This window comes from Mesoflavibacter profundi (genome assembly GCF_014764305.1).
In the GTDB taxonomy this organism is placed as follows: Bacteria; Bacteroidota; Bacteroidia; order Flavobacteriales; family Flavobacteriaceae; genus Mesoflavibacter; species Mesoflavibacter profundi.
Window position 1 is genome coordinate 2,150,988 of record NZ_CP061703.1, and the last position, 13,004, is coordinate 2,163,991.

At 31.2% G+C, this 13,004-nt stretch carries 11 protein-coding genes; all 11 read right to left on the reverse strand.

What is annotated here, in order from left to right:
• Positions 1 to 45 precede the first annotated feature (45 nt).
• The gene (locus tag IFB02_RS09690) at positions 46 to 1,224 is read right to left on the reverse strand and encodes an aspartate aminotransferase family protein (protein ID WP_191072704.1); all 1,179 of its coding nucleotides are present in this window, start codon (positions 1,222 to 1,224) and stop codon (positions 46 to 48) included.
• 1 nt (position 1,225) lies between these two features.
• Entirely contained in the window at positions 1,226 to 3,034 is a 1,809-nt protein-coding gene (locus tag IFB02_RS09695) for an OstA-like protein (protein ID WP_223878833.1), read from the reverse strand.
• A 127-nt stretch (positions 3,035 to 3,161) separates the two neighbouring features.
• Positions 3,162 to 4,433 (reverse strand): adenylosuccinate synthase, encoded by a 1,272-nt coding sequence (locus IFB02_RS09700; RefSeq protein ID WP_106687177.1) that lies wholly within the window; start codon positions 4,431 to 4,433, stop codon positions 3,162 to 3,164.
• Positions 4,434 to 4,438: 5 nt separating this feature from the next.
• Positions 4,439 to 4,897, reverse strand: coding sequence for a Fur family transcriptional regulator (locus IFB02_RS09705; protein WP_106687178.1), 459 nt, complete (start codon positions 4,895 to 4,897; stop codon positions 4,439 to 4,441).
• Between the two features lie 93 nt (positions 4,898 to 4,990).
• A complete protein-coding gene (locus IFB02_RS09710) occupies positions 4,991 to 7,204 on the reverse strand; it encodes a RelA/SpoT family protein (protein ID WP_191072705.1) in 2,214 nt (737 codons plus the stop codon).
• Positions 7,205 to 7,318: 114 nt separating this feature from the next.
• Positions 7,319 to 8,296 carry a carboxypeptidase-like regulatory domain-containing protein gene (locus IFB02_RS09715; protein WP_106687180.1) on the reverse strand — a complete coding sequence of 326 codons (978 nt, stop codon included), beginning with the start codon at positions 8,294 to 8,296 and terminating at the stop codon, positions 7,319 to 7,321.
• Between the two features lie 17 nt (positions 8,297 to 8,313).
• Complete coding sequence (locus IFB02_RS09720; protein WP_106687181.1) at positions 8,314 to 9,552, reverse strand: DEAD/DEAH box helicase; 1,239 nt, start codon at positions 9,550 to 9,552, stop codon at positions 8,314 to 8,316.
• A gap of 49 nt (positions 9,553 to 9,601) precedes the next feature.
• Complete coding sequence (locus tag IFB02_RS09725; protein WP_106687182.1) at positions 9,602 to 10,645, reverse strand: transglutaminase domain-containing protein; 1,044 nt, start codon at positions 10,643 to 10,645, stop codon at positions 9,602 to 9,604.
• Between the two features lie 5 nt (positions 10,646 to 10,650).
• On the reverse strand, positions 10,651 to 11,310 hold the full coding sequence (locus IFB02_RS09730) for a carboxypeptidase-like regulatory domain-containing protein (RefSeq protein WP_106687183.1): 660 nt from the start codon (positions 11,308 to 11,310) through the stop codon (positions 10,651 to 10,653).
• A gap of 113 nt (positions 11,311 to 11,423) precedes the next feature.
• Complete coding sequence (locus IFB02_RS09735) at positions 11,424 to 12,722, reverse strand: MFS transporter (protein WP_106687184.1); 1,299 nt, start codon at positions 12,720 to 12,722, stop codon at positions 11,424 to 11,426.
• A gap of 98 nt (positions 12,723 to 12,820) precedes the next feature.
• Complete coding sequence (locus IFB02_RS09740; RefSeq protein ID WP_165569193.1) at positions 12,821 to 12,994, reverse strand: hypothetical protein; 174 nt, start codon at positions 12,992 to 12,994, stop codon at positions 12,821 to 12,823.
• Positions 12,995 to 13,004 lie beyond the last annotated feature (10 nt).

The following is a 13,004-nucleotide window of genomic DNA, read 5'->3' on the forward strand; positions in this document are numbered from 1 at the left end:
TAATTTTTACTTCGTTTCTAATAGGTCGTAATAACTATAAATTAATTACTTATAGTTATTTAGTATGTCAATAATAATGCCACAACCTTTTATAATTTCTTCTTTAGAAATAGTTAATGGAGGAGTAATACGTATGGCTTTAGGCTCAAACAATAACCAGAATAAGATTAATCCTTGTTTTTGTGCTTCTAATACAACATGATTAGTCACTTCTGGCGAAGTTGTTATTGCAGCAAGCATTAATCCTTTACCTCTAATTTCTTTTATTAAAGGATGTTTTAAATGCTGTCTTATTAATGTTTCTTTTTCTAAAGTTTGTTCCATTAGATTGGTAGATACTACTTCTTTTAAAGTCGCTAAAGCGGAAGCTGCAATTACTGGATTGCCACCAAAAGTTGTAATATGTCCCATTTTAGGATTGTCTTGCAGTAAAGACATATGTGCTGTAGAAGCAGTAAATGCGCCAATTGGTAATCCGCCACCAAGACCTTTACCTGTGACTACAATATCCGGAATTACATTATAGTTTTGAAACCCAAAAAGCTTACCTGTTCTACCAATTCCTGGTTGAATTTCGTCTAAAATTAATAACGCGCCAACGCTTTTGCACTTTGCTTTTAATTTAGATAGGTAATTGTTGGTTGGTTCTATAAATCCTGCGCCACCTTGAATGGTCTCGGCAATAACTGCTGCAGTTTTATTAGTAATGAAATCTAAGTCCGTTTCACTATTAAAATTAATATGATGCACATCTGGGATAAGTGGTCTAAAAGGCGCTTTTCTTTCTTCATAATCCATTAAACTTAATGATCCCATAGTATTACCATGATATGCATTATGCATTGCAATAATCTCACTTCTTCCTGTTACACGTCTAGCTAGTTTTAAAGCGCCTTCAATAGCTTCTGTACCAGAATTTACCAAATAGGTTTGTTCTAATGGTGCAGGTAAGTGGTTGGCTATGAATTGACATAAATCTACAGCTGGATTTTGGGCATATTCGCCATAAACCATTACATGTAAGTACTTTTCTGTTTGATCTTTTATAGCAGTTACAACTTTAGGGTGACAATGTCCTAAAGTGCATGCAGATACACCAGCAACAAAATCTAAAAACGCATTGTTGTTTGTGTCATAAATATAGCTTCCTTTTGCATGAGAAACTTCCATGCCTAAAGGGAAAGGTGAAGTTTGTGCTTGATATTTAAAGAATAAATCTTTCATATTATTCTTCTTTATTTACAGAACGCTTTTTGGTTTTTGGAGGTAACTTTTTAGGTACCATTAATTGTTTAGGTATGTTTCTAGAGGCTTTAGGTTTTTCGTCTTTTTTAATTAGATTTTTGTCCTTAGCTTCTTGATCGGCTTTTTTTACACGACCAATTAAATCGTCGTTAAAAAATTCTTCTTCATCATTATATGGTTCTAAACCTTTAATTTTAGGAAGGTTAAGTGGTGGGTCTTCTGAAAATAGGTCTTCTACAGAATTTGGCCTTTCATCTTCACGCCAATCAAAACCTCTTAATCGTCTTGCATTTTTAGGAAACTCTTCTTCGGTATATAATTTACCGTCAAACTGTCTTAGCTTTCTTAGCTCTGTTAGTTCTTTATTTTCAAAATACATTTCGATATCTGCAGATTTTGATTTTTCGATACCAATTAATTCTCCGTTTTCATTTCGGCTGTAATTAATAGATTCTGAATTTTTAAGAATATTAACTTGTTTTAAATTGTTTTGATCATCAAATAATCCAATTAATTTTTGTCCAGAAATTTGATTATAACCATCTTCACTAATAGTATCTTTACTTATTACAAATGCATTATAAAACACAATTAGCGAATCTAATTTTTCGGTTTCTGGATTAGATTTTAAATGAATTGTATCTCCTGTCATTTGATTTTTAAGATTCCACAATATTGGTTTTCTTGCTGCTGAAAATGCATCACCTTTATTTAATCTAGCAAGATTGATAAGTTTAGTTAATCCAATTTTATGATCTACATGAACAGAATCTGCTTTACCACTTATGTCTGATTTGTAAATTTTTGCTTTGTAATACGCTCTAGTAATACGATGTTCTGGTTTACCGGTAACCATTAACGTGTCTGCATGCATGTAAATGCTATCTTTTTCTTGAATGGTAATGGCTAAAGCGCGTTTTGTAATAAATACTGAGTCTTTGGCGCGATACACTTCGGCATAATGCCCTTTTACAATACTGTTGTTTAAAGTGTCTGTGACTTTAATATTATTAGTTGCCGATGCAAAACTACGACCACGATCAAAGTACATACTGTCGCCTTCAAACACACGATTATCGTAATCTATTCGGGATTTTTTCACAAAATAACCTGTGTCATTTTCTGTGTTATAAAAACCGCGTTCGCAATAAATTTTACTTACAGCGTCTTCTATAGTTGAAGGTCCGTACATATAAGCGTGACCTGTATCTGTATAATAATCTAAAATTTTAGTCTTTAACGTATATTCTGGGTTTACTAACTTAACACTATCTTGAAATCTGTATTTTTTTCTTGGCATAAAATAACGACCAATAGTACTTGTAATTGTTCCAGAAGAATCTCTTACAACTTTTCCGCCTGTTTTATAAAACGCTTCTTGTTTTGCTCTATTAAAGTATAATGTGTCTGTTGTAAGGGTAGATTTAGGTTCGGTTAAAATTACATCACCACTAGCAAAAGCCAATTGAGTTTTACCAGAATATTCTGCGTATTTAGAGTTTAGGTTTATGGTGTCACCTTGAACCATTTTTACATTTCCGTACGCTTCGACAAAGTCTTCTTTACCATAAAATATTGCTTTGTCACAATACATGTCTATGCCGTCATGAAAAATGTGAATTTGTTGGGCATCATCTCTGGTTAAAATTTGTGCACCAGGAAATTTTTCTTCGTCTTTATCTCCAAATCCAGCATATTTTATCTCTATAGTTTTACGTTGTGCAAATACAATTGATGTTGCAAAAGCAAAGATAAATAGTAGTAAATATTTAATTTTAAATGATTTCAATTTTAAGGTATTTGTTGCAAAAATAACGATTTAACTTACTTAGTATTATCTATTAGGAATTATTTAAGACTGAAAAACCTGCTAATTTATTTGTTAGCAGGTTTTTGTAATTTGAATCTTGATTTTTTTATCTAAATATTGTTTGTTTTCTGTCTGGTCCAACAGAAACAATAGTGATAGGAATTTCTAATTCTTTTTCTAAAAATGCGATATACTCATTTAGTGCTTGAGGTAGAGTAGAAGCGTCGGACATTTCTGTTAAATCTTCTGCCCAACCATTAAATTCAGTATAAATTGGCTCAACATTTTCAGGTTCGATATTGTAAGGTAAATGGTTAATGGTTTCACCTTTGTATTTGTATGCTGTAGCTACTTTTAATGTTTTAAATCCTGATAATACATCAGCTTTCATCATCATTAATTGCGTAACACCATTAACTTGACAAGCATATTTTAATGCTACCAAGTCTAACCAACCACAACGTCTTGGTCTTCCTGTTGTTGCTCCAAATTCATGACCAACACGAGCCATAGTTGCACCATCTTCGTCAAATAATTCTGTAGGAAATGGACCAGATCCAACACGTGTTGTGTATGCTTTAAATATACCAAATACTTCTTTTATTTTATTTGGCGCTACACCTAATCCAGTACAAGCTCCAGCAGCAGTTGTATTACTTGATGTTACAAATGGATAAGTTCCAAAATCGATATCTAATAAAGAGCCTTGAGCACCTTCTGCTAAAATACTTTTTCCAGATTTTTGAGCTTGAAAAACATATTCTTCAGAGTCTATAAAAGTTAGAGATTTTAAAACTTTAATAGCTTCAAAAAACTCGTTTTCTAATTCTTTTAAATCGTATTCTATTTTTGCATCGTAGAAATCTATCATAGATTCGTGCTTGTCTGCTAGATTACGATATTTTTCTTTCCAAGTGTCTAATTCTAAATCTCCAACACGTAAACCGTTACGACCTGTTTTATCCATGTAAGTTGGTCCAATTCCTTTTAATGTAGAACCAATTTTTGCTTTTCCTTTAGAGGCTTCACTTGCAGCGTCTAATAAACGATGTGTTGGTAAAATTATGTGTGCTTTGCGCGAAATTAATAATGACTTTTTGTAATCTACATCTTGTTCTGCTAACTTATCTAATTCTTTTTTAAAGATAACAGGATCTATTACTACACCGTTACCAACTAGGTTGGTTGCATCTTCATGAAAAATACCTGAAGGTATTGTGTGTAATACATGTTTTTTACCGTTAAAGACAAGTGTGTGACCAGCGTTTGGTCCGCCTTGAAAGCGTGCAATAATATTGTATTTTGAGGTTAATACGTCGACAATTTTTCCTTTGCCTTCATCTCCCCATTGTAAACCAAGTAGTAAATCTACTGCCATTATATTTAGTTGTTTTGTGATTTTTTTCGGTTACCGTAAAAGTATAAAGAGTGTTTGTTTATTTCTATATCAAACACTTCTTCGATGGTTTTTTTAATTGCTTGAATGCGAGGATCGCAAAATTCTATAACTTCTCCAGTATCTTGTAAAATAACGTGATCGTGTTGTTTGTCAAAATATGACTTTTCATAATGTGCTTGGTTTTTACCAAATTGGTGTTTTCTAACTAATCCACAATCTAGAAGTAATTCTATTGTGTTGTATAGTGTAGCACGACTAACACGATATTTTTTATTTTTCATGTTTAGATATAGAGATTCTATATCAAAATGCTCGTTACTAGAATAAATTTCTTGAAGTATTGCATATCGTTCTGGTGTTTTACGATGCCCTTTTTCTTCTAAAAAAGCGGTAAACACATTTTTAACGATTTCTTGATTTTTGATGTCCGTTGTTGCACTCATAATTATCTCACAAATTTACATTTTTTTTTGAGGAAGAATGCTAATTTTTATTGCATTAGTTATCGGGTTATTAATAGTTATTAACAAAGTGAGTTATAGTCTAGTTACTTTATCTATACCATTAATTTTTTTAAGATTATCTATTAGCTTTTTTAGTAAGGTATTATTACGTACCACTACGTTAATTTTTCCTGTAAATATTCCATCGTCACTATCAAAACTTATGCTTTTCATGTTGACATGCATGTTTGATGAAATGACTTTTGTTATCTCGTTTACTAACCCTAAATTGTCTATCCCAGACAATCTTATTTGTGCAGCAAACTCGCGTTGCGAAGAGTCTATCCACTTGGCTTGCATAATTCTATATGCGTAATTAGATTGCAAGCTTAATGCATTAGGACACGATTTTTTATGGACTTTGATACCATCGTTTATTGTTACAAATCCAAATACTGGATCACCTGGTATTGGATTACAACAATTTGCAAATTTGTAGTCTAGCTTTTCTTCTTCTTTTCCAAATACTAATAAATCGTACTTGTGTGTTATTTCGTCTTTGTTAATTTCTTCTGGCGCAACATTTTGACGTCTAGATATTTTGTTTTTAATAAAACTTACTAGCGCATTGCTTCTTGAAGCTGCATAATCTTTTAACGCTGCATTGTCTATGTTGCCTGTTCCAACACGATAAAATAAATCTAAACTTGTTTTTAATTTAAAGAAGTTAACCATTTCGTTAACAGATCTTTCGTTTAGTTCTATTTTTAGTTGTTTTAGTTTTCGTCTTAAAATTTCTTTACCTTCTTCACCAATGATTTTAGTGTCTTCTTTTAGTAAAGATTTTATTTTACTTCTTGCACGACCTGTTGTTGCATAATCTAACCAGTTTGGGTTTGGTTTAGAATTTTCTGAGGTAATAATTTCTACTCTATCACCACTATTTAATTTATGGCTTAATGGTACAAGTTTACCATTTACTTTAGCGCCACGTGTTTTGCGACCAACTTCTGTATGTATACTAAACGCAAAGTCTAAAGGTGTTGCACCTTTTGGTAAGGATTTTAATTCTCCTTTTGGTGTGAATACAAATATCTCTTTAGAATATAGGTTGAGTTTAAATTGTTCTACAAAATCTACTGCGTTTGTAGATGCGTTTTCTAAAGCATCTTGTAAACGATTTATCCACATGTCTAGATTGTCATCGTTTTCGTCTGCATTTTTGTATTTGTAGTGCGCTGCATAGCCTTTTTCGGCTATTTCATTCATGCGTTCACTTCGTATTTGTACTTCAACCCATCTACTTTTTGGTCCAACTACAGTGATGTGTAATGCTTCGTAACCTGTAGATTTAGGTGACGATATCCAGTCGCGTAAACGTGTTGGATTTGGTCTAAAATGATCTGTTACAATTGAATAGATTTTCCAAGCTAAGAATTTTTCGTTTGCTCGGTCTGATTTATAAATAATTCTGATTGCAAATTTATCGTAAACTTCATCAAACGATACGCCTTGTTTATCCATTTTTCTTTTAATAGAAAAAATAGATTTTGGTCGTCCTTTAATGATGTAATTTAAACCTTCTTTATCTAAAGACTTTTTGAGCAAGTCATTAAATTCGCGTATGTATGCATCTTGTTCTTCTTTGCTTTCTTTCATCTTAAATAAGATGTCGTTATATACTTCAGGTTCGGTATATTTTAAGTCAAGATCTTCAAGTTCGGTTTTAATATTGTAAAGTCCAATTCTATGTGCTAATGGCGCATAGATGTAAAGTGTTTCGCTAGCAATTTTTTCTTGCTTGTCTGGACGCATTGAGTCCATGGTTTGCATGTTGTGCAAACGATCGGCAATTTTTATAATTATAACACGAACATCATCATTTAAAGTAAGCAGCATTTTTCTAAAGTTTTCTGCTTGTAAAGACACATTCATGTCTTTTTTTAACGATGATATTTTTGTTAAACCATCTACTATTTTTGCGACTATTGGACCAAATAGACGTTCTATATCTTTTACGGTATAGTTTTCGTTATCTTCTACAACATCATGTAATAATGCGGCAGCAATAGATATTGCATCTAGACCAATTTCTTGCGCTACTATTTTTGCAACAGCAATAGGATGAAATATATAAGCTTCGCCACTTTTACGACGTTGATCACTATGTGCTTCTACAGCAACATTAAACGCCTTACGTATTAGTTTTTTGTCTTCTGTGGATAGTGTACGATAACTTACTTTAAGAAGTTCTTTATAGGCTTTTGCAATCGCAGCATTTTCTTTTTCAATATCAATTTCGGTCATAAATAATAGCCTTATTTTTATTACAGAATGAATAATAAAAATACTACAAAATTATGAATTTACAAGCCTAAGCGCAGTAATTTTGAAACATAATAAATAAGACGAAATTTATAATTATTTGTCTTTATAGACTTCTACTTTTAAACCCATTCCGTAATTGTTTAATCCTGCTTTAAGTAAGTTAGAATTTTTTATGTTTTTTTGATCAAATAATACCCATTCACCGTTGTTATGAAAAATGCGTTTTACATAAGTATGTTTGCTTGCTATTTGATCTGTAAATGGTAATAACGGTCTAAAGGTTGTAGAGACTTTTACGGTACCACGTTTAGTTTCTACCTCTTTATATTTTTTATTAGGTAATAACTTGCCGTCTTTATCTGTGTAGCCTAAAACTTGAATAGAAACAAAAATTCCATCTTCAGGAATTATAATATTACTGTTTGTAACATCAAATTCAAAAATAGGATCTGTATCTTGATTAGCTATGAATAATATCTTTTCGTAAGTTAAAACATCGCCTGGTAAACCGTTATTATTATCATAAAACTGAACTCTAAAGAGGGTTGAAAATGGTCTTTTTTCGTGTTTGTCCTTATGGCGTTTGTCCCAATTTTTAGCTTCAGTTTTTATCGGTAGTAAAAGTTTTGAAATTCGTTTTGTATTTGGTGAATTGTTTGGGAAAAACACTGCGATTTCACTTTCAATAGTTGGTAACCAGCATTTAAAATAGTCTTCGTGACCATTAGGTTTTAAGGTAACCAATTTGTATTTACCTTTTGGTGTTGCAGTAACAATTACTTCTTCTAACATAGAAGACTCTTGGTTTAAAAGTACACTATTACCTAATTGGTTTGTCGCCACTTTTTTCTTCTTATAGCCTAAAGCAGATATGGCTAAAGTATCTATACCTTTATATAGTTTTTCGCTGTAATAAAATTTACCTTCTTCGTCTGCAAAAGTCCCGTAACCATTACCAAAATCTATGGTTGCAAAAGATACAGGTTGATTGTTTAAACTGTCTTTTACAAAGGTTTGGCTAAAGCCTAATTGTATTGAAATTATGAAAATTAAAAATGATATGTATTTCATCTAAAAAGAATTCTATTTTAATACCAGCGTTTTTTCTTTTGTTTACTACCTTTTCCTTTTCGTCCTTTTTTGTGCTTACTTTTTTTATTAGACGTATGCACAATAGGTTTTGCTTTTGGGTCTAAAGGATATGGATGATCGTCAATAACATCAAGTTGTAAACTAATTAATTGTTGGATGGTTTTAATATAAGATTTTTCGTCTGCACTACAAAATGAATAAGCTATACCAGTTTGACCAGCACGTGCTGTACGACCAATTCTATGGACATAAGTTTCTGGTATATTTGGTAAATCAAAATTGATTACTGCATCCAAACTGTCTATATCTATACCACGTGCTGCAACATCTGTTGCTATTAAAATATTGACTTCTTTATTAGTGAAATTATTTAAGGCTTGCTGTCTTGCACTTTGACTTTTGTCACCATGTATACTATCTACTTTATATCCGTTTTTTAATAGTGTTTGTTCTAATTTACTAACGCCAAATTTGGTACGTCTAAAAATGATAATATGTCCTTTTATAGTGTTACGTAGTAAGTGTAAACACAATTCTATTTTATTACGTTTTGGTACATAATATAATAACTGCTCAATATTTTTAGAGGTAGATGCATTAGGCGCAACCAAAATACATTCTGGATTATTTAAAATGGTTTTTGCTAAATTTTCAACCTTATGAGGTATTGTTGCCGAAAATAAAAGTGTTTGTTTTTCGGTAGGACATAAGCGTTCAATTTTTCTTACATCATCAATAAATCCCATATCTAGCATTAAATCGGCTTCATCTAAAACCAAAACTTCAACTTGATCTAAATGTAAAGCTGTTTGCTTGTGTAAATCTAACAATCTACCAGGTGTAGCAATTAAAATATCTACGCCTTTATTAAGTATGTCTTTTTGAGGCTCTACAGATGTACCACCAAAAACCACAGTTGTTCTAAGATTAGTGTAAGTAGAATAGGTTTCGAAGTTTTTAGCGATTTGTACTGCTAATTCGCGTGTTGGACTTACAATAAGTGCTTTAATTTTTTTACCGCGTTTTGGTGCATCTTGTTTGTCAAAAAGTAATTGTAAAATTGGTAATGCAAATGCTGCAGTTTTACCGGTACCTGTTTGCGCAGAAACAATAACGTCTTTTTTATCTAAAATAGCAGGAATTGCTTTTTCTTGTACCAAAGTAGGGTTGTCGTAACCAGCATCTGCAACAGCACGACGTAAAGGTTTGTTTAATTGTAAGTCTTTAAATGACATTAAGCTAAATATTTACTACAAAGGTAGCTAAATTATTTGCTATAAAATGTTAGTTGCTTACAAGTGCTTGATTAATTTTTTCTGCGCTATTAGTTTTTATAACTTTTATGGTAAATGTTGCAAAAACATCGTCTTTTACAGCTAAATGAACATCATACAATCCGCGATGGTTAAACTGAGTTGTTAAGGTAATGGTATGATCTTTTTCTAATTTAGTGTTGATTTTTAGGTCTTTAATTTCTAAAGATTTAAAATAAATAAGTCTTAAATCTTCAAGTTTTAGAGGTTTTAAAGTTTTAATTTGAAATGTTAAGGTTTGGTTTTTTTCTACTTCGGTAATTAGTGTATTAGGTTGAATTGGGATTATTTTGTGCTTAAACGTTTCAGCGTAAACTAAAGGTTCTGCTATAAACGTTTTGACTTCTAATTTTTGATTTAAAAACCAAGATCTATCAATAGGAATATGATTTTTTGCGAATAAAACAGGATCTGTTAAAAAATAACCATCGTTATATTCTTGAATGAATTTTGCACCTAAAAAATAACCGCTAGACCAAGTAGCATCGCATAAATACCATTTGTTGTTAAGTTTTACTGCATTCCAAGAATGGTTTACGAGCTCTAAACTTTCAACATTTGCATCAAAACTTCTACCGTAGCCATTAATAATTTCGCAATCAATATTTGCAAAAAAGCAAAGTTGCTTTATTAAATAAGCGTAACCTGTGCACATTGTTTTTTTGTGTTTAAATAGTTTTTTAAACGCTTTTTTTAAGTAATCGTTATTCCATTGTGTGTAACTTAAACTATCATTTTTATGTTTTTTTCTTTTGTGTAACACTTTATCGCTTACAGTTAAATCGCCTTTTATATTGGTACTAACCCAAGTGTAAATCGCTCTAAATTTTTCTACATCTGTATCTAATTTATAAGTTAGCTCATGCGCAAGCAGTGGTAAATTATCTAAGTTTTTACCATTGTTGAGTTTTGCAACATTATCTGCAACAGTAAAATCGATAGATTTAAAATCTGAAACTTGCGCAAAAGCAACATTTAAGATTAAAACAGAAATGATAGTAAGTACATTTCTCATAGCTATTAATCCTTTTTAGATTTGTATAATTTTTTAGAAGATACTTTTCCCATCATTATTACAGAGCCAACATCCATACTAATATTCAATTGAATAGTTTGGGCTTTGGCTTTTCCGTCTATTACCACTTTTTTAGGCTCGTAACCAACGTAGCTTATTTGTAAAACATCACCTTTTTTTAATGGTTGAGGAAACTCAAAATTACCATCAAAATCTGTTGTTGTCCCAATAGAAGTACCTTCAAGTAAAATAGTAGCAGAAGGAAGCGGTAAACCATCTTGGTCTGAAATTGTACCTTTTATGGTTAAGTTGTCTTTTGCAGAAGTGCTTTCAATCGTATTATTTTCAGTAGTTTTTACTTGTGCGTTAGCTGTTCCAAATGAGAAAAAAGATAAACACGCTAATCCAATACCAGTTAACCAACTTAATTTACTTCGTTTTACAGGAATTTGATATGTAGTTAATTGTTCGCTTTTAAATCTACCGCAAGTATTTGCTGTGTTTTTAGTGTTGAAATAATTAATGATGTCTTCAGAATTCATTTTAGAAAAATCAATGACTTCTTTGGTGCACGTAGCGCAAAATCCGCCTTTTGCAGTTGGTTTAAATTGGTTAAAATCTTCACTGCAAGGTGATTTGATGTTTAGTTTAATGGCATTGTTCATAATAATAAGTTTTAATGTTATACATCAAACTTACTTTTAAGTCATGCTTAATAAAATGAATATTGAGTAAACCGTACGTTTGGTTTAGTAAACAAGAGTTTTTGTTTAGCGGTTTATTTTTCTACGTTAGGAAGTAAGTAACTTCTGTATGCACCAATTAACCCAAAAATAGAGAGAATTAGAATCACAATTTCTATAGAAAGTAAAGACACAAGAGCACTTAATCCGCCAGTTACCAATAAAATTAAGCCAATTATTGTATTACTAACCGAAACATAATCTGTTCTTTGGTTGCCTTTAGCCATATCTACAATATATGTTTTTCGGCCTAATCTAACGCCACCATATGCGATACCTAATATAAAAAAGGATAGAGGATAAATCCAGTTTATTGTTCTAATAGTTTCAAAATAACTAATAATTATAAATATTATTATTCCTAAAACTGAAGCAATTAAAACAGCAATAGCCATTACATTTTTACTTGATTTATCGGCTAATTTTCCCCAAAAAGGCGAGCTTATTATTGATGCAACACCTTTTGCGATAATAAATAAGCCTAATAAATAACTTTCTTTACCAACGTACTTTTGCGCTAAAATTACGTAATACGGAGCAGTTAAAGCAGAGCAGAGAAGTAGAGATCTAGCAATCACAAAGTTTCTAAAATTAGTGTCTGTTTTTAAAAGTTTTAGTTTTGATATAAAATTAGATTTGTCTTTGGAATCTTCGTCTACGTCATTAGGAAATTCTTTAATTCTAGAATAAATAATAGCAGAAATTAACCAAGTTAGAGCCGCAAAAAAGATTAAATAACTGTAAAAATCTATAGTTGCATTGCTTTTGGATTTGTACATAATTAGTAAACCAGCAGCTAATACTAAAACACCAGAAACAGAAACAGTAAAACCTTTTAGTCGTCCTCTTCGTGTTTTGGGTATGGTTTTTCCAATAATATCTTTAGACGTTAGAGAGCTTAAACTTCTAGCCAAACTAAAAACAATTACTGCAAGTATAATTAAATATCCAGCAGTTTCATTTTTAAAATTTAATACGATAAATCCAATAGATGCGATTGCTAAAAACTGAATTAAAGCACCAATAACCCAAAACCATTTTCTTGTAGAATGTTTGTTAATATAAGAAGCAATAAATATTTGCGGTACCATAGATCCAGATTCTCTAATAGGTACAATTAGGCTTATTAAAAATACAGGAGCGTTAACATAACTCATTAACCAAGTAAGTACAGTTTTAGGATTACTAAGTGTATCACCAAGCTTGGTAAATACGTTACTTAGTAAAATAATGAAGTAATTTTTTGGAACATGCTTGCAAGCTTGTTCTGTAATGTCTTTACAAACACGTTGTTCGGTTTCATTATTTAAAAACTTGTAGAGTTTTTCTAGCATGAAAAAGGTTAGTTTACCGACTAAATTACATCTTTTTAAATGATATTATGTTAGAAATTTATTAAATGAAAAAGCCACTTTTAAAAAGTGGCTTTATTTTATTTGCTTTTATATAATTTATAAAAAAGTGTTGGTAAGAACATAAAGTTGAAAAGGACAAATCCAACTACGGTAATGATACCCGCAAAAGGCCAATGCATACTTTTAAACATAAGTCCTGTACTTAAAATAAACAAGGCAATAAAGCCTAAAACATAAACTGATTTTTTCATTTTCTGATTG